A 22,998-nucleotide genomic window follows, 5' to 3' on the forward strand; every position below is an offset into this window, starting at 1 on the left:
GAGGGAGAGACACCCCCCCCCCCCCCTCTCTTCCCCCCCGCCCCCCCCTCCCAAAACCCCCCCCGCGCTGGCGTTTCGGCGGTATCCGCTCCATCCGTCTGGGTCGGTCACCGCTGCGGGCTGCCTGTCGAACCGGCAAAACCTTCTCTCGACCGGCCGCCGAGCACATTAAGTGACTGACGATTATTACTCCACGGTAAGGGCTGTGTAGGCTGCTGATCGTCTGACCAGTGCGAGAGGTGGGTCACGTCCGATGAAGTACGTCTTACGGGCCGTTGTGATGATGGTGGCGGCGGTGCTGCTCGTTCCCCTGCTGGGACAGAGCGCGCTCGCGACGCCGGCGGCGGCCGGTCCGGACGGTGGTGCGGCGGGCGCAAGCTGGGCTGCTTCCCACGACGGCCCCCAGCCGTACCCGAAGATTCATATCGAATGGGACGTGCCGATCACGATGAGCGACGGCACGGTGCTCAAGGGCAACGTCTACCGTCCCGCCGACGAGTCCGGGCGTCCGGTCGACACGAAGACGCCGACCATCGTCAACATGACCCCCTACACCAAGTTGGTGTCGAATCTGGCCGATCACGCCGGATCCATCCCCGGCCTGTCGGACGCGCTGTTGCAGGCGCTGCGCGATGTCGATCTCAGCGGCACCCCGCTGTCCGGCGTCACCGACCTCACCAAGGCCTTCGCCGGTGGTGAACTGCGCAATTTCGCCGTCGACCGCCAGCTCATCAAGAGCGGGTACTCGCAGGTCGTCGTCGACGTGCGGGGCACCGGGTTCTCCCAGGGCGAGTGGGACATGCTGCGCGATCGCGAACAGCAGGACACCGTCGAGGTGATCGACTGGGCCTCGCGCCAGCCGTGGTCGACCGGCAAGATCGGCATGAACGGCATCTCCTACTCCGGCATCAACCAGGTGCAGGCCGCGGAAAAGCAGCCGGCCGCGCTGAAGGCGATCTTCCCGGTGGTGCCCGGCAGCGACCTGGTCAACGATGTGCTCGCACCTGGCGGCGGGTTCGGCTTCAACTTCATCCCGCTGTGGTTGACCGCGATCAACGGCCTGAAATGGGTGCCGGATGTCTCGTCGCTGGTCGTCGGCAATTTCGATCAGCAGTGGCTGGCCGACCGGATGGCCTCGCCGTTCACCTACCTCGACGTCTTCCTCAACGCCTACACCAAGGTCAAGATGGAGGAGCTCGATCCACGAGTGCGCGGCATGCTCAACCGCAACAGCTCCGAACGCCAGTCCTGGCTCGGTGATCCGAGCACGATCAGCACACCGACCTTCGTGGTCGGCGGCTGGCACGATCTGTTCACCTACTCCGAATCCAAGATCTACAACAAGATCCCGCTGCCGCCCGGCCAGAAGCAGCTGCTGATGGGCAACACCTATCACCTGAACTCCGGCAACGAGTACGGCAAGCCGGGCCTGCCGCCGCGCCTGGATGTGTTGCAGCGCGCGTGGTTCGACAAGTGGCTCAAGGGCATCGATAACGGCATCGATAGCTACGGTCCGGTGACCCTGCGCCAGCAGGGCGGCGGCTGGGTCACCCGCAACGGATTCGGTGAGTCGGCGCCGGCCGGCGAGCGCGCCGAACACCGGCGGATGTATCTGTCCGCCGCGGCGAGCGGCACCGCGCGCAGCCTGCACGACGGCTCGCTGACCGCGGGCCCCACCAGTGATACCGCCCGGCTGACCGTGGCGCCCGGCCTGACCAGCCTGTGCTCCAACGACGCCGCCCAGGGCACCGCCGGTGTGCTGTCGATCATCGACGGCTGCGCCAAGGACTCCCGCATCCAGGAGCTCAACGGGCTGACCTTCACCAGCGCGCCGGTCGCCGAGGCGACCACCGTTTCCGGCCCGATCGCGGTGCGGCTCAACACCGTTCAGGACGGCGCCGACGGCTACTGGGTGGTGACCGTCAACGATGTGGCGCCCGACGGCCAGTCCACGGTGTTGTCCTCCGGGCAGCTGATGGCTTCGTTGCGCGAGATCGACGAGGCCAACAGCACCCGCTCGGCCAACGGCGATTACACCGATCCGCGCCCGTACACCTCGCTCGACAAGCGCAAGCCGACCGTCCCGGGTGAGGCCACCACCCTCGACATCACCCTCCCGGCGACCGAGGCGCTGCTGAAGCCGGGCCACCGGCTGCGGGTCGATGTGTACGCGGGCAACTTCCCGAAGGGTCTGCCGATCCTGCCGATGCTGGTCGACACCGCGCTGAAGCCGCAGCACGTCCAGCTGGACCCGCAGCGCCCGAGCTTCGTCAACATCCCGGTGCGCGGCAACACGGGCTGGTGATGCCCGGCCCCGGCCGCCCCTGAACCAGGCGCGGCGATCACGGAGGGGAATCGCCGCGCCGAGCCGCCGGCCGAGCGGGGTCGCGTGAGTATTCGAACTCGCGCGGCCCCGCTCGCTCGTTGTCGCGGGTGAGCCGGCCGTCATCGCTTCGTCCGCCCGGTCCGGGTCGAGTCTCGCCCGACCGGCCCTGTGACGGCCGGGTCGGCCTCGCCTGTCGCTGACAGCGCGCCTGACGCCCGGTGTGGCGAGCGATCAGTCCGCGACCGCGAACGCCGCTTCGACAGGCGGGAATACGGCGCGCGCGTCATATCCGGCGAACCACAGCCCGACCGTGAAAACCGCGGTGGCTTCGAGGTAGCGCGCCCGGTGCAGACCGCCCGCCGGTGCCGGGACCAGTCCCAGATCCGCTACCAGGCCACTGACCAGGCTCACCGCGGACGGATCGTCACCGCAGATAGGCACGGCCAGTCGGCGATTCTCGAAAACCCTTGCCGGGTTGGCGAATACCTCGGCGGCACACACATTGAACGCCTTCACCACCCGCGCACCCGCGGCGGTGGCCGCGATCCGCTCGGCGACCGCATCCTCGGACAGCACGAAACCGCTGGCGCCCTTCGGGAGCGTGCTGTCCGGGGCGAAGGCGTTGGTGCAGTCGATGACCGTGCGGCCGATCAACGCGTCCGAGGCCACCGTGACGACGTCGTCCAGCGCGCTGACCGGGACGGCGAGCAGCACCGCCGCGCCGAAGCTCGCCGCATCGCGAATCTCGCCACTGCCCGCGCCATGGCCGATCGCGTCCGCGGCCGCGCGGGCCGCTGCGAGACTGCGAGCGCCGACGACGATCTCATGCCCGGCCGCGGCCCACCCGCCGCCGAGTGCGCGCGCCATCTGCCCGGCGCCGATGATCCCGATTCGCATGTGAACTCCTGTGCTCGAAGACCTGTCGCCCCCGACGGTAGGTATTCCGATAGGCACCTCCGGGTGCCCGACGGCGGTGGCACTCTGGAGGACGTGCAGGTGGAGTTCGCCCCGTACGGCGATTTCGAATCGGACTGCCCGGCCCGCATGGGCGTGGACCTGTTCGGCAATTCGTGGCTTCCGGTCGTGGTGTACATGCTGCGCGACGGGCCGATGCGTCCGCGCGATCTGCGGGCGGCGATCGGCGGCATCAGCCAGAAGATGCTGACCCAGACCCTGCGCCGGATGGAGCGGATGACGCTGGTGGAGCGACGCAGTTATCCGACGGCGCCGCCGCGGGTCGACTATGTGCTCACCGAAGCGGGCCGAGATCTGCTCGTCCCGATCTACGCCCTGGGCGCGTGGGTCGAGACACACGGTGCCGCGGTCAACGCCGCCCTGCACGACACGCCGTAACCACGGTGTTGCCCGCTTACGCCACACTTTGGCCGAACAACAAGTGAACGCCTGGCTAACGTCGCCATAAGCACCTGTGACCTGCGTGAAACTTCGCGGACCTGGCGTCGCGGCCGCATCCGGCGACCGTACGATTCTAGATGTGAGTGTTCCCCAGGCCGTGTTGCTGGCAGTCGTCGCGGCTGTCGTCGGACTGGCGATCGGTGGACTGCTCATCCCGTATATGAACGCCAGGCAGGCCGCGCGCAGACAGGCCGAATCCGGGCTCACGATGTCGCAGGTGCTCGACCTGATCGTGCTGGCTTCGGAGAGCGGGATCGCGGTCGTCGACGAATACCGCGACGTCGTGCTGGTCAACCCGCGCGCCGAGGAACTCGGCCTGGTCCGCAACCGGCTGCTCGACGAACGCGCCTGGGCGGCCGTGGAGAAGGTGCTGGCCAGCGGCGAATCCGCGGAGTTCGACCTGACCGCCAAGAACCCGGTGCCCGGCCGCAGCCGCATCGCGGTGCGCGGCGTGGCCAGGCCGCTCTCACGCGAGGAAACCAACTTCACCGTCCTGTTCGCCGACGACGATTCCGAACAGGCACGCATGGAAGCCACCCGCCGCGATTTCGTCGCCAACGTCAGCCACGAGCTCAAGACGCCGGTCGGCGCGATGAGCCTGCTGGCCGAGGCGCTACTGGAATCGGCCGACGATCCCGACGCCGTGCGCCACTTCGGCGAACGTGTGCTCGGCGAATCGCGCAGGCTCGGCAAGATGGTCACCGAACTGATCGCCCTGTCCCGGCTGCAAGGCGCGGAGAAGCTGCCGCAACTGGAAGTGGTCGACGTCGACACCGTGGTGATGCAAGCGGTGGACCGCTCCCGCACCACCGCCGAAGCCGCGGGCATCACCGTCAGCACCGACCGGCCCAGCGGGCTAGAGGTGCTCGGCGACGAGACACTGCTGGTCACGGCGCTGTCGAACCTGGTGGAGAACGCCATCGCGTACTCGCCGGCCGGATCGCACGTCTCGGTGAGCCGGTCGCTGCGCGGGGATCACGTCGCCATGGCGGTCACCGATCGCGGTATCGGCATCGCCAAGGAAGATCAAGAGCGGGTGTTCGAACGCTTCTTCCGCTCGGACAAGGCGCGTTCGCGCTCGACCGGCGGCACCGGCCTCGGGCTGGCTATCGTCAAACACGTGGCCGCCAACCACAACGGTGAGATCACGCTGTGGAGCAAGTTGGGCACCGGCTCGACTTTCACCCTGCGTATACCGGCACATCACGAAACCGACGGCGAGGAAGAGGCCGGCGGCGTGGTGATGAGCAAGAAGGAAACCAGCCCGCGCCCGACGGTGCCGGGCCGAACCAATGGTGTGGAGGCACGCAGATGACGAGTGTGTTGATCGTCGAGGATGAGGAGTCGCTGGCCGACCCGCTCGCCTTCCTGCTGAAGAAGGAAGGTTTCGAGGTCACCGTCGTGGGTGACGGCCCGTCCGCGCTCGCCGAGTTCGACCGGTCCGGTGCCGACATCGTGCTGCTCGACCTGATGCTGCCCGGTATGAGCGGTACCGACGTGTGCAAGCAGCTGCGCACCCGCAGCGGCGTGCCGGTCATCATGGTCACCGCCCGCGACAGCGAAATCGACAAGGTCGTCGGCCTGGAACTGGGCGCCGACGACTACGTCACCAAGCCGTACTCGGCGCGCGAGCTCATCGCCCGCATCCGCGCCGTGCTGCGCCGCGGCGCGGGCGACGAACTCGACGGCGGCAGCGAGAACGGCGTGCTCGAGGCCGGACCGGTGCGCATGGACGTCGACCGGCACACCGTGCTGGTGAACGGCAAGCCGGTGACATTGCCGCTCAAGGAGTTCGACCTGCTCGAATACCTGCTGCGCAATTCCGGCCGGGTGCTCACTCGTGGCCAGCTCATCGACCGGGTCTGGGGCGCGGACTACGTCGGCGACACCAAAACCCTCGACGTGCACGTCAAGCGGTTGCGTTCGAAGATCGAAGCCGATCCGGCGCGGCCGGAGCACCTGGTGACCGTGCGCGGGCTCGGGTACAAGCTCGAGGCCTGATCTCGGCGGCAGCCGCGCGGACGCCCGCCTCGCACGATCGCCCGGCCCGGCTGCCCGAGGCCGGCCGGCAGGGCTGAGCCGGACGTCGCCGAGTCGCGTCGTGCTGCCCTGTAGGAAAGTGCGGGCGGTAGTAAGCCGAGCGCGGTGGCGGGGCGTGCCGGGGCTCGTGACGGCGGCGGGTGGGCCTACGCGGACTGCTCGGCCGCTTCGGCCTGCTCACGTATGCGGTCGGCGTGCACCGTCGCCGGATGCACGGCGATCAGCCCGAGCCCCTCCCGGCGCTTGCAATGCCTGGCCAGCTCGTCGTAGGCCGGCTTGCCGAGCAGTTCGGTGAGCTCGGGGCCATATGACTGCCACACCGGGCGCGCGCCCACATGGGCGTCCGGTGATCCGGAGCAGTACCAGTGCAGATCGAGGCCGCCGGGACCCCAGCCGCGCCGGTCGTATTCGGTGATCACGGTGCGCAGGATCTGCACGCCGTCGGGGCGGTCCACCCAGTCCTGGGTGCGCCGGATCGGCAGTTGCCAGCACACGTCCGGCTTGACCTCGAGCGGTTCGATCCCGCGCCGCAATGCCATGGTGTGCAGCGCGCAGCCGACCCCGCCCGCGAAACCGGGACGGTTGAGGAAAATGCAGGCGCCGTCGTAGCGGCGGGTGCGCAGGGCGGGCTCGTCCTCGAGCTCGTCGAGCTCCAGATAACCCTTCTTGCTGACCTTGCCCTCGGCATTGCGGGCCTGGTCCATGAGCTGCCAATCCTCGGGTGTGAGCATTTTCACAGCTCTTTGCAGGCGTTTGCGGTCGTCGGTGTCGGCGAGGAAGGCGCCGTGCGAGCAGCAGCCGTCATCGGGGCGGTCGTCGAGGATGCCTTGACAGGCGGGCGTGCCGAAGACGCACGTCCAGCGCGACAGCAGCCAGGTGAGGTCGGCGACGATGAGATGCTCGTCGTTTGCCGGATCGACGAATTCGATCCATTCACGCGGGAAATCGAGGTCGACTTCCGGAGTCGGGTCCATCTTTCCCGCTGGTCGCGGCCGGGTCTGGCCGGATGCCGCTGCGCCTGCCGTCACACCTGTCGACGCTAACAGTTCGGTCGCCTGAGCTGAAGCTCGCATCCGTCGTCGTCGACCGCATCAGGTCCGCGCGCCCGGTCGCGAGTACCGTGTTCATGTGCGTCTCGGGGTACTCGATGTGGGAAGCAATACCGTTCACCTGTTGGTGGTGGACGCGCATCGGGGTGGCCATCCGATGCCGATGAGCTCGACGAAAGCGACGTTGCGGCTCTCGGAAAACATGGATGACGAGGGAAAACTCACCCCCGCCGGCGCGCAGCGGCTGATCGCGACGGTCAAGGAATTCGCCAGCATCGCCCAGACCTCGCGCTGCGTGGAGCTGATGCCGTTCGCCACCTCGGCCGTGCGCGATGCCACCAATTCCGACGAGGTGCTCGCACGGGTACGCGCCGAGGCAGGCGTCGATCTGAAGGTGCTGTCCGGCGAGGACGAGGCCCGGCTGACGTTTCTCGCGGTGCGCCGCTGGTACGGCTGGAGCGCAGGCCGCATCCTGAATCTCGATATCGGTGGCGGCTCGCTGGAGATCACCAACGGCGCCGATGAAGACCCGGATGTGGCGCTGTCGCTGCAACTCGGCGCCGGCCGGCTGACCAGGGAATGGCTGCACGAGGATCCGCCGGGTAAGCGCCGGGTCGCGGTGCTGCGCGACTGGCTGGACGCGGAACTGGTGGCCCCCGCCAAACAGGTGATCGATGCGGGCGCACCGGATCTGGCCGTCGGCACCTCCAAGACCTTCCGTTCGCTGGCGCGGCTCACCGGAGCGGCGCCCTCGGGCGCGGGCCCCCGGGTTCGACGTACACTCACCAGCTCAGGTCTTCGTCAACTGATCGGTTTCATCTCCAGGATGACCGCCTCGGACCGGGCGGAGCTGGAGGGCGTGAGTGCGGACCGGTCCCAGCAACTGGTGGCCGGTGCATTGGTCGCGGAGGCGAGTATGCGGGCTCTATCGCTGGATAGCATCGAAATTTGTCCGTGGGCGCTGCGGGAGGGACTGATCCTGCGCAAACTGGATACCGATATGAACGGTGGACCCCTTGTCACAGGCACACCGGGCACGGCAGCCGGCGTCAGCGCTGCCCCGCCCGGCAGCGCCGCGTCGGCGGGCCCGATCGAAACGGTGCCTTCATGAGTGAGGAATCCAAACAGCTGTCGGTCGCCGAACTGCTGGCCCGCAACGGGCAGCAGGGAGCGGCCTCGTCGGGCGGGGGCCGGCGCCGCCGCTCCGGACGCGGGCTCTCGGTCGCCGAACTGACCGGCGATCTTCCGGTGATCGACGGCGGACGATCCGCGCACTCGGCGCCCGACGACGATGACGAGGCACCAGCGCCGGCTGCGGCCGAAGGCGTCAACGGCTCGCACGGCGCCTACGGCGTGGGCACGAACGGTTCGGCCGGGTCGAACGGTGTGAACGGTTCGCACGGGGTGAACGGCTACGGGTCTGCTTCGTCGGCGACCCAATTCCTCGCTCCCGCTTATGAACCGCCTGCTCCGCACGCCCCTGAGCCCGAGCCGGTGTACTCGCCGATGTCGGGCCCGATCACCCGCTTCGATCCGCTCGCCGGTGACGCCGATACCGAGCCGCGCGAACGTCGCCGCTCACGCCACAGTGCGCCGGGGTCGGAGGACGGCACCGGAGTCGAGACGCCATCGCCGGTCGTCGCCGAGGCTCTCGGTTCCGGGCGCACCGGACGTCGCCGTCGGCGCGCCGATCCCGACGACGAGTACGACGCCGAGCCCCAGGCACCCAACGGCCACGCCACCGATCCGGTGCGTCGTGGCTGGCAGCCCGCCCCCGAGGCCCCCGGTGGTCGCGACAGCTCCGTGAGTGGCCGGGCCGCCCGCCGCCGGGCCGCCGAGGCTGCCGAGGCCCAGGCCGCCGCCGAAGCGCAGGCCGCCGCCGAGGCCCAGGCCAGGGCGGCCGCCGAAGCCGAAGCCGCCGCGCAGGCCAAGGTCGCCGAAGCCAGAGCCGCCCGCGCCGACGCCAGCCCGGCCGCCGCGGCCTGGAACCCGCCGACCAACGGCTACGGCCCCACCCCGCGGGCGTCCTGGCAGCCCGTCGAGCAGGTCGGCCCGCCGGCCCCGCCCGGGCTCGCGGATCCGGGCCCGGCCACCGCCGCCTGGACGCCGCCGCCCGTCAACGGGTTCGCGCCCACGCGTACCGAGCCGGGACCGGCGATCCCGGCCTGGACCCCGCCCAAGGACAACGGCTACGCGCCGGGCCCGCAGCCCGCGCAGGACCAGGGCCAGGCGACCGCCGCCTGGTCACCCACCATCAAGGGTTTCGCACCCGGTCCCACCGCGGCGCCGGAGCCACCCGCCCGCGACACCCGCCCCGAACTGCCGCGTCGGCGCGAGGCGCAGGGCGAGAACGGCCTGCCCGCCTGGTCGGCGCGACGGCATCGTTCCGGTTCGGGCGGCCCCGAGACCGGCGGCATCCCGACGGCCGCGTGGTCGCTGGCCAACCAGGATCAGCAACTGCTCTCGGGCCAGACCGTGGCCGGCGATCTGCTGCGGGACGGCGCCGAGCGCGCCGAAGCCGGCCGCAAGGGCCGTGGCCGATCCGGGCGCGGCGCCTCCCGGCCGGAACCGGCGGAGATCGTCGAACCCGACGATCAGCGCACCGATGTCTATGCCCCGGTGGCGGCGGACGCCGATCTCGACGATGACGCCGAGGATTTCTACGACGAGGACGAGCTGCTCGACGACGAACTCGATGACGAGTTCGACGACGACGAGCCAGGAGAATCATCCTGGGGGCGCCGCACCGCCGCACTGAGCCGCACCTCGTCATCGCTGCGCCGCAAGGCCGGCGCGCTCGGCAAATCCGGTGCGCTCGGCAAGGTGACCTCGCTCGCCGGCGCCAAAGCGGCCGCACTGAGCAAGAAACCGGCCGCGGGCACCAGCGCCGCACTGGCGTCGGGCGCCGCCGCATCGGGCACGCGCGGCTCCCGTAGCGCCCGCAAGGCCGAATACGAGGCGAACAAGCGGCAGTGGATGATCCTCGGCGGTCAGAGCGCGGGCGCGGCGGTCGCGGGCATGTTGCTGTTCAAGGGTTTCGAGCGGATGTGGGAGATGCTGCCGTGGGTGGCGCTGGCGCTGGCCATGGTCGTCATCCTCGGTCTGGTGGCGCTGGTGCGCATCCTGCGTCGCACCGACGACATCCTCAGCACTGTGATCGCTGTCGTGGTCGGCATCTTTGTGACGCTCGGACCGCTAGCCTTTCTTCTCAGTACGAACTGAGTAGGGAGCGGCTGTGGGGAACATCGGGCAGGCGGACGAGACCAGGGTGGAGCCGGGCCACGCGAGCGCGGCGGGGGAGCCGGCTGCCTCGCCTGAGCGCGGCCGGATCTGTGTCGGCTTGTCCACGGCGTCGGTGTACCCGCAGAACACCGAGTCGGCGTTCCGGTATGCCGCCGAATTGGGTTATGACGGCATCGAATTGATGGTGTGGGCCGAGCCGGCCAGCCAGAGCATCGCGATCGTGCAGTCGTACGCTCGCAAGTACGCGGTCCCGGTGCTTGCGGTGCACGCACCATGCCTGCTCATCTCGCAACGGGTGTGGGGCTCCGATCCGGTCGCCAAGCTCGAGCGCAGTGTCCGCACTGCCGAAGCGCTCGGTGCCGACACCGTTGTGGTGCATCCGCCGTTCCGCTGGCAGCGACGCTACGCGGAGAACTTCGCCGCCCAGGTGGCCGAGCTGGAAGCCGACAGTTCCGTGGTGGTCGCGGTGGAGAACATGTTCCCGATGCGCGCCGATACGTTGTTCGGCCGTCGCGGTGGGGCCGCCAAGCGGCTGGAGCGCCGCGGCGGGCCGGGCTTGGCGCTGACGGCGTTCAGCCCCTCCTACGATCCGACCGATACCGGCTTCGCGCACTACACCCTCGATCTGTCGCATACCGCGACCGCAGGGGCCGACCCGCTGGCGCTGGCCGCGCGGATGGGTGCGGGCCTGGCGCATCTGCATCTGGCCGACGGACGCGGTGCGGCGCACGACGAGCATTTGGTCCCCGGCGACGGCTCCCAGCCGTGTGTGGAGGTGTGCGCGGCGCTGGTGCGGTCCGGGTTCTCCGGTCACGCCGTCGCCGAGATCAATACCCAGAACGCGCGCACCACCGCCGATCGCGCGGCCATGCTCTCCCGGACGCTCGCCTTCGCCCGTGAGCATCTCAACGGGCTCACCCCGGCGCCGGCGCCGCAGCCGCCGCGCAGCGGATCCGCCTGATCGGTCCGCGCGGTCACCCACCCGGGAATATCGACCCGCCCAGCCCGACTTGTACGCTGTACGAACGAGTTGGCCGAACGACAGGAGTGACGATGACGACGGAGCTGACCGCCGACCCCGATCAGGCCACCGCCGCCCCCTTCGGCCAGGTGTGCGCCCTCACCGAGCTGACCACCACCGACGCGGCCACCGGACGCTACGCGGGCACCATCGATCCGATCTGGACCATCGGCCCCAAGGTGCACGGCGGCACCATGGTCGCCGCCTCGGCGGCCGCCGCGACCACCTGGCTGCGCACCGTCGATCCCGAGCGCACCGCCATGGCGCCCATCGCCGCGAGCTCGGACTTCCTCGGCGCACCGGAACCCGGCGCGGTCGAGTACGAGGTGAGCGTGCGCAAGGTCGGCCGCCAGATCTGTCTGCTCGACGCCACGCTGAGCCAGGGCGGAAAGACCATGGTGCGCACCGCCTTCACCTTCGGCCACCTCGACGACGCCGAGACCCCGCCCGCCTACGCACCGTCGCATACCGATATGCCCGTCGAACCCGGCGCCACCGCGCTCGCCTACGACCCCGACTCGCCGATGGGCCAGATCGTGCACGTCGCGCAGGGCGCCGATCTGTGCATCGACTCCGAGTGGGCGCGCTTCCTGGCCGGCGAAACGGGAGTTCCCCGGCTACGCCTGTGGATGCGCCCGCGTGCCGGTGACCAGAACGATCCGGACGTGTCGATGTACTTCGCCATGATGGCCGCCGATATGAGCCCGCCGGTGCCGGCGAACCTCGGCAGCTTCGGCTGGGCGCCGACCGTGCAGATGACCACCTACCTGCGGCGCAGGCCCGCTCCCGGCTGGCTGCGCATCATCGCCACCACGCACGAGGTGGGCGGGCGGATGTTCGACGAGGATCAGCTCGTCATCGACTCCACCGGCGCCGTCGTCGCACAGAGCCGTCAGCTGGCGTTGATGCCCGTCCCGCGCTGACAGCGGCCGCCCCCGGCCGGGCGAGTTCACGACTGTTGGCAGTGCGGACTGTCGGCCGTCTAGCCTTATGGCTCATGACCAGAATTGCTGTGATCGGTGGCGGGCGCATCGGCGAAGCGTTGATCGCGGGTTTGCTCGAATCCGGACGGGCCGTCAAGGATCTGGTGGTCGTGGAGACCCACCCGGATCGCGGCGAGATGCTCGCGGACCGGTTCGGCATCCGGATCACCGATTCGGTGACCGATGCCGCCGTCGGCGCCGACCTGCTGGTGATCGCGGTGAAACCCGGCGATGTCGACGCGGTTCTCACCGATCTGGGCAAGGCCGAACTCGGCGGCGATCGCGATCAGGTGCTGGTCTCGCTGGCCGCCGGAGTGCCGACGGCTCGGCTGGAGAACAAGTTGCCCGCCGGTTTCCCGGTGGTGCGGGTGATGCCGAATACGCCGATGCTGGTCGGGCAGGGCATGAGTGTGCTCGCGCCCGGTCGCTACGCCAAGGCCGATCAGCTCGAGCTGGTCTCCGAGGTGCTCGGCGCCGTCGGCAAGGTGGTGGTCGTGCCGGAAACTCAGATGGACGCGGTGACCGCCGTATCCGGTTCCGGGCCCGCGTACTTCTTCCTCGTGGTCGAGGCCATGGTCGACGCAGGCGTCGGGCTCGGCCTGACCCGCGATGTGGCCACCCAGCTGGTCGTGCAGACCATGATCGGTTCCGCCGCGCTGCTAGAGGAATCCGGCCAGCAGGCGGCGGATCTGCGCGCCGCGGTGACCTCGCCCGCGGGCACCACCGCGGCCGCATTGCGCGAGCTGGAGCGCGGTGGCGTGCGTTCGGCGTTCCTGGAAGCGCTGCACGCGGCCAAGCAACGGTCGGTGGAACAGGGTGTGGCCGCCGAGTAGCCGCCGGTCGACGCGCAATATCGGCTGATTTCTCACACCCGTCGCAGCAATCCCACTGGTCCCGCTAAGCTTCAAGGAGCACGTGCGTGTCTGTTCCGCCGGTGGGGAAGCCAGCGGCGCGGACGTGCCGGAGGTCAGTGGTGCGATGATGTCTTCGAACAAGATGTCTCCAAGTGGTGGCGGTTCGCCACAGGGACAACCCGTGCTCGGCGGAGGAACGCAGTTCCTCACCGTCGCCGAGGTCGCGAATCTGATGCGGGTGTCGAAAATGACGGTGTATCGGCTGGTGCACTCGGGAGAGCTACCCGCGGTGCGCGTCGGCCGGTCGTTCCGGGTGCACGCGAAAGCGGTGCACGAATACCTCGAGACGTCCTACTTCGACGCGGGATGAGTCGATTACCGGCGCTTGTGCCCGGGCCGGTACGATGGACCCTCGGTTCGTGTTCACGCACCGGGGCTACCGCATGTTCGTTGGCCGAGGTGGCGCGAACATTGGGAGTGAGGCTTGCCGAGCGACCGGACAGTTGGCGTACGTGAGTGCGTGCGCGCCGAGTAGAGAGAACGCGAGGAACACCCTATGGGTTCTGTGATCAAGAAGCGCCGTAAGCGCATGTCGAAGAAGAAGCACCGCAAGCTGCTTCGTCGTACCCGCGTGCAGCGGCGCAAACTCGGCAAGTAAGCGCTGATGACAGCAGAAGGACCCGTCACCGATCAGGTGGCGGGTCTTTCATTTTGAAATACAAAGATTTGAAACCTGGCGTGTTTCCGGTGACTGAAGTCATCGTTAGAAGGCGGTTAAATCTCGCGGCGGAGGGTACGGCAGCAGTTAGTCTGGAACGGGAATAAATCCGAGGGGGCTCGAAGGTGGGACGGCCCGGTGCGTATGGACGTTGAGGCTAGTAGGGGCGCACGATTGCCCGACGTGGTGATGGTGACCGGCGCGGCCAGGTTCTTCGGCGGCAATGTGGTCTCCCGGCTGGCTCAGGACGAGCGGATCGCGCGCGTCATCGCCGTGGATTCGCTGACCCCGAGCCCCGAGCTGCGCCGCCGGATGGGGCGTGCCGAATTCATCCGCGCCGATATCCGTAATCCATTGATCCGCAAGGTGATCGCGGGCAACGACGTCGACACCGTCGTGCATGCCGCGGTGCTCTCGCATCCGCCGGCCGGTGGCAGTCGTGCGGCGATGAAAGACCTCAACGTGCTCGGCGCGATGCAGTTGTTCGCGGTGTGCCAGAAAGCGCCGGCGGTGCGGCGGGTGGTGCTGCGTTCGTCGTCGGCGGTCTATGGCGGAAGCGCCAAGGACCCGGCGAAGTTCACCGAGGAAATGGGTGCCCGCACCCCGCCCAGCGGCGCGTTCGCGCGCGACATGATCGAAATCGAAGGATTCGTGCGCGGGCTGGCGAGGCGTCGTCCCGATATCGCCGCGCCGATTCTGCGCTTCGCGCCCATCGTCGGGCCTGGACTGGCGGGGCGTGGCGCCCAGTTCCTGCGTTCGCCGCTGACACCGACGGTGCTCGGCCGCGACGCACGGATGCAGTTGTTGCACGAAGAAGACGCGGTCGCCGCCTTGGTGCACGCAGCGCTGGGTGCACCCGGAGGAACGTTCAACATCGCAGGCGATGGAGCCTTGGCTCTGTCACAAGCAGTTCGCCGTGCGGGCCGGGTCGCCATGCCGGTCCCGTGGGCGCTGTTCCGCACCATCGGCCGCTCCCTGATGGGTCCGGTGATGCGCGATTTCAGCGCCGAACAGCTCGACTACTTCCATTTCGGTTGTGGCCTGGACACCACTCGTATGCGCACCGAGCTCGGATTCGAGCCGCGGTGGACGACGGTACAGGCGTTCGACGACTTCATCGGGGGCGCAGCGCTGCGGCCCGTCGTCGATCCCTCGTGGATCGATGCCGCGGAACACAAACTGCTCGGCCTGGTAGGGGCCGGTACGGGAGCACATACATGAACGATGTAGCGAAAGTGATCCAGCTGCACGACCTCGCCGTGGAACCACGGCCACGGCCCGCGCCACGGGAGTGGAGCACTCCGGTGCCCACCGTGACGTCGCTGACCGATCGGCTGGCCGCCGCCGCGCCGGCCGCACCGCAATCGCTGGCGGAGCTGATGCGCGGTGCGCTCGGCAAGCAGATCAGCAAGACCGCCGAATTCGCCCGCCGCAGGCTCACCGGCGACTATCAGGTCGACGAATTCGGTTTCGATGAGCATCTGCTCGAATCGGTGATCCTGCCCGCGCTGCGCCCGCTGTCGGACTTCTGGTTCCGGGTGCAGGTCAGCGGCATGGAGAACATCCCGGAGGTGGGCGGCGCGCTGATCGTGTCCAACCACGCCGGCACGGTGCCGCTGGACGGGCTGATGCTCCAGCTCGCCATCCACGACCACCACCCGCAGCAGCGCGCGCTACGCCTACTCGCGGCCGATCTGGTCTTCGAGACGCCGGTGCTCGGCGTGCTGGCCCGCAAGGCCGGGCACACCCTGGCCTGCCGTCCCGACGCCGAGCGGCTGCTGCGCACCGGTGAACTGACGGGCGTGTTCCCCGAAGGGTTCAAGGGCGTCGGCAAGAAATACGCCGACCGGTACAAGCTGCAACGCTTCGGCCGCGGCGGATTCGTGGCCGCCGCCGTGCGCACCGGTGTGCCGATCATTCCGTGCTCGATCGTCGGATCCGAGGAGATCTACCCCAAGCTGGCCGATATCAAGCCGCTGGCGCGTCTGCTCGGGCTGCCCTACTTCCCGGTGACGCCGCTGTTCCCGCACCTCGGCCTGCTCGGCGCGATGCCGCTGCCCTCGAAGTGGTACATCGAATTCGGCAAGCCCATCGCCACCACCGAATACGAGCCAGAGGCCGCCGACGATCCGATGACGATGTTCGAGGTCACCGACCAGGTTCGCGAAACCATCCAGCAGACCCTCTACAAGCTGCTCACCAAGCGGCGCAACCCGTTCACGGGATAGCGCGGCCCGCCCTACCGGCGCTGCTGCCGGTGCGGTTCGGATCGCGACGGCGTCAGTGCAGCTCGCGCCGCCGGGTGATGGCCGCCGCCACCGCACCGCCGGCCGCCCCGAGCGCAAGCGCCGTTGGCACGCCGATCTTGGCGGCCTTGCGTCCGGTGCGGAAATCGCGGATCTCCCAGCCGCGGTTCTTGGCGACCTCACGCAGATCCGAATCCGGGTTGATCGCCACCGCGGTGCCGACCAGCGACAGCATCGGCACGTCGTTGTGGCTGTCGGAATAGGCGGTGCAGCGCTTGAGATTGAGGCCCTCGCGGATGGCGAGGGTGCGCACCGCGTGCGCCTTGCCGAGCCCGTGCAGGATGTCGCCGACCAGGCGGCCGGTGAACTTGCCGTCCACACTCTCGGCCACCGTGCCGAGCGCGCCGGTGAGCCCGAGCCGCTTGGCGATCACCTGTGCCAGCTCCACCGGCGTCGCGGTGACCAGCCACACCTGCTGACCCGCGTCCAGATGCATCTGCGCCAGCGCCCTGGTGCCGGGCCAGATCTTGTCGGCGATGATCTCGTCGTAGATCTCCTCACCGAGTGCGGCCAGTTCGGCGGTGGAACGGCCGGCGATGAATTCGAGCGCCTTTTCCTTGCCCGAGGCCATATCGGTGCTGTTTTCTTTGCCGGTCACCCGGAATTTGACCTGTTTCCAGGCGATATCGACCAGATCCGAGGTCTTGAAGTATTTGCGAGCGGCCAGCCCGCGCGCGAAATGCACGATCGATGCGCCCTGCACCATGGTGTTGTCGACATCGAAAAACGCCGCCGCGGTGAGATCGCGCGGAACCTCCGGTCCACCGGTCTCCTCGTCGGCGGCCGAGGCCAATTCCGCGTCGTGCAGCGCCAGCGCGGCGTCGGCGCTGGCCTCACCCGCCAGGTTGGCCCGCAGTTCCTCTTCGCTCGGGCCGAACGGGCTGCGGGAGATGCGGGCGAGCTGATCGGTGAGGCCCTGGCCCAGCGGGCCCAGATTCCACCGCGCCGGAAACTCGCCGAACCGCCCCGCGATGAATCCGGTCCTCGCCACCCTCGATCGTTCCGGCACCAGTACCTCCGCCCGTCGCGCTGTGTCAGTCCGGCGGTCTCCCGGGGCCCCTACGTGGTTACGCAAGTTGCCGCCTCGGGTCCGTCGCTCGACCGCTGTGTCGATCCGGCGGTCTCCCGGGGCCCCTACGTGGTTACGCAAGTTGCCGCCTCGGGTCCGTCGCTCGACCGCTGTGTCGATCCGGCGGTCTCCCGGGGCCCCTACGTGGTTACGCAAGGTGCCGCCTCCGGGCCCGTCGCTCGACCGCTGTGTCGGTTCGCGCCTGACCGGGGGCCTGCGTGGTGGCACATTCCACCGCCGCCCGGCCGTGACCTGCCAGGCGCAAGCCACGTCCAACAGTAACCGGATTCCGCCCTCATGACCCCAGGACCGTGCGCAGTCGCACTGGCGTGGCGAGGGGATTTAATAACCTTCATGACCAATCCCACAGAAAGTGCCGGATCCGGCGCGCCGCCGTCGGTCACCCTGCTGACCAGGGCCGGCTGCGGAATGTGTGCCATCGCACTCGAACAGTTGCGGACCATCTGCGCCGATTACGGAGTGCAGGTCGGCACCATCGACGTCGACGAAGCCGCCGCCACCGACCCTGGCCTGCGCGCGGAATACGGCGACCGGCTTCCTGTGGTGCTGCTCAACGGTCGTGAGCACAGCTATTTCGACGTCGACGAACCCCGATTGCGAGCCGACCTGAGCCGATGATCGGCGCGCCGAGCGGCGCTGCGCTGGTCGCGGGGGAAAATGAGGCCAATTTCACCGACTTTGTGCAGGGCTTCACAAGCGGTTACGGTGGTGGCACGCGACCCGCGGGCCGAGGATTCTCGAGAGCGTTCTCGAGCAGCGTTCTCGAGTGTGCCGGCGCGCGGTGAATCAACCCGACATTCGATCCCGTCACCGGAGCAGCCCGGGACGGAGGTCACAGACGAACCGGCCTGACTTCAGGACGGGCGAGGAGCCGAGGACGTGACAGAGCACCATGAGGCGCCGGGTGGCGCCTCCAAAGCTCTGCGGTCGAGCGACGGGCCCGAAGGCGGCGGCTCGCGGAACCACGAGGCCGCCAATCGTACCCATAAGGACATTCCGCAGGCGACGGTGGCGCGGCTGGCCACCTACCTCCGAGTCCTCGCCATGTTGGCCGACGACGGTGTGCTCATCGTATCGAGTGAGGAACTCGCTGTCGCGGCGGGTGTCAATTCCGCGAAGCTGCGCAAGGACCTGTCCTTCCTCGGCCCCAACGGTGTTCGCGGCGTCGGCTACGACGTCGCCAAGCTGCGGACCAGGATCGAAGATGTGCTCGGCCTGTCCGAGGGGCACCGCGTCGTGCTGGTCGGCGCGGGAAACCTCGGTCGCGCCCTCGTCGGCTACGGCGGATTCCGGCGCCGCGGATTCACCGTTGTCGGCCTGTTCGACAACGATCCCGCGCTGATCGGGCGCACGGTGTCCGGGCTCCGGGTCCGTGACGCGGGCGAACTCGATGCGGTGATCGCCACGCTCGAGCCGACCATCGCGGTCATCGCCGTCCCCGACGATGCTGCCCAGCAGGTCTGTGATGCGCTGGTCGCGGCCGGTCTGCAGTCGATTCTGAGCTTCGCCCCCTGCGAGCTGGTGGTACCGGCCACGGTCGAGGTGCGCCGGGTCGATCTGGCCGTCGAGATGCAGATGCTGTCGTTCGAGCGGGTGCGCAATGCCGAGACCGACCGATGGCCGGGCGACGGGCCCGCGGTCGGCGAGCGCGGCGACTCGATCCCGGTCGCCCATCCGCTCGGTTCCGGCCGCGTCGGCCGCCGGGCGGCGAATACCCATCCGCAGCCCGCGCATCCCGGCCGCGCCCATCCGGCGGCGGCCACCCAGCATCCGGCAACCCCACAGCATCCGGCAACCTCGCATTCGGCAACGGAGCCAACCAGCAAGGGATCGGTGGTCACACCATGAGTGTTCTTCTCGTCGGCATCTCCCATCGCAGTGCCCCGGTCTCGGTGCTGGAGAAGGTCGCCATCACCGACTCCGACCGGCCCAAGCTGATCGACCGGCTGCTCACCTCCAGCCACGTGTCCGAGGCGATGATCGTCTCCACCTGCAACCGTGTCGAGGTGTACGCGGTGGTCGACGCCTTCCACGGTGGTCTCGCCGAGGTGGGCGACCTGCTCACCAAGCACTCCGGGTTGCCGCTGCCGGATCTGACCAAGCACGCTTACGTCCGCTACAGCGAGGCGGCGGCCGAGCATCTGTTCGCCGTCTCCAGCGGACTCGATTCGATGGTGATCGGCGAGCAGCAGGTGCTCAGCCAGATCCGCAGCGCCTACGCCACCGCCGACGCCCAGCAGGCCGTCGGGCGCACCCTGCACGAACTGGCTCAGCATGCGCTGCGGGTCGGCAAGCGGGTGCATTCGGAGACCGGGATCGACCGGGCCGGCGCCTCGGTGGTGTCGGTCGCGCTCGACCGCGCGGGCGCCGTGCTCGGCCCGCTCACCGGACGGACCGCGGTCGTGGTCGGCGCCGGTGCGATGGGCGGGCTCGCGGTCGCGCATCTGTCGCGCGCGGGCATCGGACGCATCGTCGTCGTCAACCGCACCATGGAACGGGCACAGCGGCTCGCCGCCACCGCGGGCACGCACGGGGTCGAGGCCGAGGCGATGGAGCTGTCCCGGCTGCCCGAGGCCATGGCGGCCGCCGATGTGGTGATCACCTGCACCGGGGCGGTCGGCGCCGTGGTGAACCTGGCCGATACGCACACCGCGCTCGCCGCGCGCGACCGCGCGCATGAACGTCCGCTGGTGTTCTGCGATCTCGGCCTGCCCCGCGATGTGGAACACGCGGTGGCCGGGCTGCCTGGGGTCACCGTCATCGATATCGAGACCTTGCAGCGCGATCCCGCCGCGGGCGCGGCCGCCGACGACACGGTGGCAGCCCGCACGATCGTCGCCGACGAACTCGCCAAATACCTGGCCGGCCAGCGGATGGCCGAGGTCACCCCGACCGTTGCCGCACTGCGTCAGCGGGCCGCCGAAGTGGTGGAAGCCGAACTGATGCGGCTGGATTCGCGGCTGCCCGATCTGGCCGATCCGGAACGCGACGAGGTCGCGCGCACGGTGCGCCGGGTGGTGGACAAGCTGCTGCACGCGCCGACGGTGCGGGTCAAGCAGCTGGCCTCGACGCCGGGCGGCGACAGCTACGCCGAGGCGCTACGCGAGTTGTTCGAACTCAAACCCGGTGCGGCGCAGGCGGTTGCCGCGCCCATGGAGATCCACGCGGTCCCGGACGACAGCGAAGTCACCCTGGCCGACGATTTCACCGCCGGCCATCTCGGCGACGAAGAGGAGCAGAAGGCGTGAACGGGTCGATGGCCGGAGGCGGCAGCCTGCGTAACCACGTCTGCCGTTTCGTCCACGCCCAAAAGGAGTCAGCATGAATGCATCGATGACGGCCACCACCCGGTCGGCTTCGGAGGTGCGCGCCCCGCTGCGGATCGGTACCAGAGGCAGCCTGCTCGCGCTGACCCAGGCGGGCACCGTGCGTGACGCGCTGATCGCCGCCGGTCGGCCCGCGGAACTGGTCGTGGTCAAGACACCCGGCGATCTGTCCTCGGATCCGGTGGAGAAGATCGGCGTCGGCGTCTTCACCTCGGCGTTGCGCGACGAACTCGCCGCGGGCACCGTCGATATCGCGGTGCACTCTTACAAAGACCTGCCCACCGCGCCGGACGACCGCTTCACCATCGCCGCCATCCCGCAGCGCGAGGACCCCCGCGACGCCCTCGTCGCCCGCGACGGCCTGGTGCTCGGTGAGCTGCCCGCCGGTTCGGTGGTCGGCACCTCGGCTCCGCGCCGCGGCGCGCAGCTGCGCGCGCTCGGCCTCGGCTTGCAGATCGTGCCGCTGCGCGGCAATCTCGACTCCCGGTTGCGCAAGGTCAGCGAGGGCGAACTGGACGCGATCGTCGTGGCCCGCGCCGGGCTCGCGCGCATCGGCCGCCTCGACGCGGTGACCGAGGCCCTCGAACCCGTGCAGATGCTGTCCGCACCCGCTCAGGGCGCCCTCGCCGTGGAATGCCGCAGCGACGACGCCGAACTGATCGAGCTGCTCAGCACGCTCGACGATGCCGCGACCCGGGCCGCCGTGATCGCCGAACGGGCGTTGCTGGCCGAGCTGGAGGCCGGATGTACCGCACCGGTCGGCGCCATCGCCGAGGTGGTCGAATCCCTCGACGACGACGGTCGCATCGTCGAGGAGCTCTCGCTGCGCGGCTGCGCGGCTGCCATCGACGGCTCCGACGTGCTGCGCGCGTCGGTGGTGGGTGCGCCCGCTGATGCCGCCGAATTGGGGCGGGCGCTGGCCCGCGAGCTGCTGGAGCTCGGTGCGCGCGAATTGCTCGCCGCCGAACCCGCCCCGGCAGCGGCCGCCCCCACAGACGTCACCGATCCCAGTCCAATGGAGAACAACCGATGAGTCGAGCCGCTAAGAAGCATCCCGGTCGAATCCTGTTCGTCGGGTCGGGTCCAGGAGATCCGGCGCTGCTCACCGTGCGGGCGCGTGAGGTGCTCGGCCGGGCAACGCTCGCCTTCACCGACCCCGACGTCGACAAGGGTGTGCTGGCCCTGATCGGCACCGCCGTCGAGCCGGGCCCCGACGGTGAGTCCGCCGTCGACGTGCGGCCCGCTCTCGGTGAGCCGGCCGAGGTCGCCAAGACGTTGATCGCCGAGGCGCGCGCCGGACACGACGTGGTGCGCGTGGTCGCGGGCGATCCGCTGACCACCGACGCGGTGATCGCCGAGGTCACCACCGTGACCCGCTCGCACATGGTGTTCGAGGTGCTGCCCGGCCTGCCCGGCGGGTCGGCGGTGCCGAGCTACGCCGGTATCGCACTGGGATCGGGCCACACCGAGGCCGATGTGCGCGGCGAGGTCGATTGGGCGGCGCTGGCCGCCGCGCCCGGGCCGCTGGTGCTGCACGCCACCTCCGGCCACCTGGCCGAGACCGCGAGCGCGCTGGTCGAACACGGTATGGCGCCGCAGACGCCGGTCGCGGTGACCGTACGCGGCACCACCCGGCAGCAGCGCACCATCGAAGCCACCCTGGCCACGCTCAACAGCGCCGCCTCCGAGCTGGTCGGCCCGCTGGTGGTGACCATCGGCAAGGTGGTCGCGCAGCGGTCGAAGATGTCGTGGTGGGAATCGCGGGCGCTGTACGGCTGGACCGTGCTGGTGCCGCGCACCAAGGATCAGGCCGCCGAGATGAGCGAGCGCCTGGTGACCCATGGCGCCATCCCCATGGAAGTGCCGACCATCGCCGTCGAGCCGCCGCGCAGCCCCGCGCAGATGGAACGCGCGGTCAAGGGCCTGGTCGACGGCCGCTACCAGTGGGTGGTGTTCACCTCCACCAACGCGGTGCGCGCGGTATGGGAGAAGTTCTCCGAATTCGGACTGGACGCGCGGGCGTTCTCCGGGGTGAAGATCGCCTGCGTCGGCGAGGCCACCGCGGAGAAGGTGCGCTCCTTCGGCATCAATCCGGAGCTGCTGCCCAGCGGTGAACAGTCCTCCGAGGGGCTGCTCGCCGACTTCCCGCCCTATGACGACGTGTTCGACCCGGTGAACCGGGTGCTGCTGCCGCGCGCCGATATCGCGACCGAAACCCTCGCCGAGGGCCTGCGTGACCGCGGCTGGGAAATCGACGACGTCACCGCCTACCGCACGGTGCGCGCCTCGCCGCCGCCCGCCGAAACCCGCGAGATGATCAAGACCGGCGGTTTCGACGCGGTCCTGTTCACCTCGTCCTCCACCGTCCGCAACCTGGTCGGTATCGCAGGCAAGCCGCATGCCCGCACCATCGTCGCGTGCATCGGCCCCAAGACCGCCGAGACCGCCATCGAGTTCGGCCTGCGCGTAGACGTGCAGCCCGAAACCGCCCAGGTCGGCCCGCTGGTGGAGGCGCTGGCCGAGCACGCCGCCCGGCTGCGCGCCGAGGGCCTGCTGCCCCCGCCGCGCAAGAAGAGCCGCCGCAGCCGCTAGTCCGGCCGCCGCACGGCACACCACCGTTCGACCC

The 22,998-nt window shown here is 69.3% G+C and carries 20 protein-coding genes and 1 pseudogene; 18 read left to right on the top strand and 3 right to left on the bottom strand.

Translation table 11 applies throughout. The features are described from left to right. Positions 1–253: 253 nt before the first annotated feature. Positions 254–2,305, top strand: coding sequence for a CocE/NonD family hydrolase (locus AC4HOU_RS10625; protein ID WP_194989266.1), 2,052 nt, complete (start codon positions 254–256; stop codon positions 2,303–2,305). Positions 2,306–2,557: 252 nt separating this feature from the next. On the opposite strand, the gene AC4HOU_RS10630 is transcribed toward AC4HOU_RS10625, so the two are convergent. Next, a complete protein-coding gene (locus AC4HOU_RS10630; RefSeq protein ID WP_195020124.1) occupies positions 2,558–3,223 on the bottom strand; it encodes an NADPH-dependent F420 reductase in 666 nt (221 codons plus the stop codon). Positions 3,224–3,286: 63 nt separating this feature from the next. Between AC4HOU_RS10630 and AC4HOU_RS10635 the strand changes: the two genes are divergently transcribed. The 3 genes from AC4HOU_RS10635 (at position 3,287) to AC4HOU_RS10645 (ending at position 5,743) form a co-directional block, all read left to right on the top strand. After that, entirely contained in the window at positions 3,287–3,679 is a 393-nt protein-coding gene (locus AC4HOU_RS10635) for a winged helix-turn-helix transcriptional regulator (protein WP_280213306.1), read from the top strand. 142 nt (positions 3,680–3,821) lie between these two features. Next, entirely contained in the window at positions 3,822–5,057 is a 1,236-nt protein-coding gene (locus AC4HOU_RS10640; protein ID WP_163810234.1) for a sensor histidine kinase, read from the top strand. Continuing rightward, positions 5,054–5,743 carry a response regulator transcription factor gene (locus AC4HOU_RS10645; RefSeq protein ID WP_014353185.1) on the top strand — a complete coding sequence of 230 codons (690 nt, stop codon included), beginning with the start codon at positions 5,054–5,056 and terminating at the stop codon, positions 5,741–5,743. Before AC4HOU_RS10640 ends, AC4HOU_RS10645 begins: the two co-directional genes overlap by 4 nt. A gap of 185 nt (positions 5,744–5,928) precedes the next feature. Here AC4HOU_RS10645 and AC4HOU_RS10650 read toward each other — a convergent pair whose 3' ends face one another. Further along, positions 5,929–6,756, bottom strand: coding sequence for a DUF3109 family protein (locus AC4HOU_RS10650; RefSeq protein WP_490724473.1), 828 nt, complete (start codon positions 6,754–6,756; stop codon positions 5,929–5,931). Positions 6,757–6,910: 154 nt separating this feature from the next. Between AC4HOU_RS10650 and AC4HOU_RS10655 the strand changes: the two genes are divergently transcribed. From AC4HOU_RS10655 to AC4HOU_RS10695, 9 genes and pseudogenes are all read left to right on the top strand, one after another. Then, positions 6,911–7,942, top strand: a complete 1,032-nt coding sequence (locus AC4HOU_RS10655) for a Ppx/GppA family phosphatase (RefSeq protein ID WP_163810231.1) — start codon at positions 6,911–6,913, stop codon at positions 7,940–7,942. A gap of 1,859 nt (positions 7,943–9,801) precedes the next feature. Continuing rightward, a pseudogene (locus tag AC4HOU_RS10660) lies at positions 9,802–10,053 on the top strand (Rv0497 family membrane protein); the annotation flags it as partial. A gap of 106 nt (positions 10,054–10,159) precedes the next feature. Further along, positions 10,160–11,035 (top strand): sugar phosphate isomerase/epimerase family protein, encoded by an 876-nt coding sequence (locus AC4HOU_RS10665; RefSeq protein WP_163810535.1) that lies wholly within the window; start codon positions 10,160–10,162, stop codon positions 11,033–11,035. 92 nt (positions 11,036–11,127) lie between these two features. Beyond that, positions 11,128–12,018, top strand: coding sequence for a thioesterase family protein (locus AC4HOU_RS10670; protein ID WP_490724436.1), 891 nt, complete (start codon positions 11,128–11,130; stop codon positions 12,016–12,018). Positions 12,019–12,092: 74 nt separating this feature from the next. After that, positions 12,093–12,911 carry a pyrroline-5-carboxylate reductase gene (proC, locus tag AC4HOU_RS10675; protein WP_194992506.1) on the top strand — a complete coding sequence of 273 codons (819 nt, stop codon included), beginning with the start codon at positions 12,093–12,095 and terminating at the stop codon, positions 12,909–12,911. A 145-nt stretch (positions 12,912–13,056) separates the two neighbouring features. Further along, positions 13,057–13,302 carry a helix-turn-helix domain-containing protein gene (locus AC4HOU_RS10680; RefSeq protein ID WP_036540611.1) on the top strand — a complete coding sequence of 82 codons (246 nt, stop codon included), beginning with the start codon at positions 13,057–13,059 and terminating at the stop codon, positions 13,300–13,302. A gap of 186 nt (positions 13,303–13,488) precedes the next feature. Next, positions 13,489–13,590, top strand: coding sequence for a 30S ribosomal protein bS22 (locus AC4HOU_RS10685; protein ID WP_003402602.1), 102 nt, complete (start codon positions 13,489–13,491; stop codon positions 13,588–13,590). 234 nt (positions 13,591–13,824) lie between these two features. Further along, complete coding sequence (locus tag AC4HOU_RS10690; RefSeq protein WP_416382026.1) at positions 13,825–14,871, top strand: NAD-dependent epimerase/dehydratase family protein; 1,047 nt, start codon at positions 13,825–13,827, stop codon at positions 14,869–14,871. Further along, a complete protein-coding gene (locus AC4HOU_RS10695) occupies positions 14,868–15,878 on the top strand; it encodes a lysophospholipid acyltransferase family protein (RefSeq protein ID WP_490724437.1) in 1,011 nt (336 codons plus the stop codon). The genes AC4HOU_RS10690 and AC4HOU_RS10695 overlap by 4 nt, the downstream gene beginning before the upstream one ends. Before the next feature lie 52 nt (positions 15,879–15,930). On the opposite strand, the gene AC4HOU_RS10700 is transcribed toward AC4HOU_RS10695, so the two are convergent. Beyond that, positions 15,931–16,890, bottom strand: coding sequence for an HAD family hydrolase (locus tag AC4HOU_RS10700; RefSeq protein WP_228807032.1), 960 nt, complete (start codon positions 16,888–16,890; stop codon positions 15,931–15,933). A 489-nt stretch (positions 16,891–17,379) separates the two neighbouring features. On the opposite strand from AC4HOU_RS10700, the gene AC4HOU_RS10705 reads away from it, so the two are divergent. The 5 genes from AC4HOU_RS10705 to AC4HOU_RS10725 all read left to right on the top strand — a co-directional run bounded on the left by AC4HOU_RS10705 (position 17,380) and on the right by AC4HOU_RS10725 (position 22,964). After that, complete coding sequence (locus AC4HOU_RS10705; RefSeq protein ID WP_163810220.1) at positions 17,380–17,664, top strand: glutaredoxin family protein; 285 nt, start codon at positions 17,380–17,382, stop codon at positions 17,662–17,664. Positions 17,665–17,925: 261 nt separating this feature from the next. Then, on the top strand, positions 17,926–18,894 hold the full coding sequence (locus AC4HOU_RS10710) for a redox-sensing transcriptional repressor Rex (RefSeq protein WP_195006824.1): 969 nt from the start codon (positions 17,926–17,928) through the stop codon (positions 18,892–18,894). Continuing rightward, complete coding sequence (locus AC4HOU_RS10715; protein WP_490724438.1) at positions 18,891–20,294, top strand: glutamyl-tRNA reductase; 1,404 nt, start codon at positions 18,891–18,893, stop codon at positions 20,292–20,294. The genes AC4HOU_RS10710 and AC4HOU_RS10715 overlap by 4 nt, the downstream gene beginning before the upstream one ends. A 73-nt stretch (positions 20,295–20,367) precedes the next feature. Beyond that, positions 20,368–21,405 carry a hydroxymethylbilane synthase gene (hemC, locus tag AC4HOU_RS10720; protein WP_163810214.1) on the top strand — a complete coding sequence of 346 codons (1,038 nt, stop codon included), beginning with the start codon at positions 20,368–20,370 and terminating at the stop codon, positions 21,403–21,405. Then, positions 21,402–22,964 (top strand): bifunctional uroporphyrinogen-III C-methyltransferase/uroporphyrinogen-III synthase, encoded by a 1,563-nt coding sequence (locus AC4HOU_RS10725; protein WP_163810212.1) that lies wholly within the window; start codon positions 21,402–21,404, stop codon positions 22,962–22,964. Before hemC ends, AC4HOU_RS10725 begins: the two co-directional genes overlap by 4 nt. Positions 22,965–22,998 lie beyond the last annotated feature (34 nt).

The sequence above is a fragment of the Nocardia sp. JCM 38205 genome (assembly GCF_058222935.1).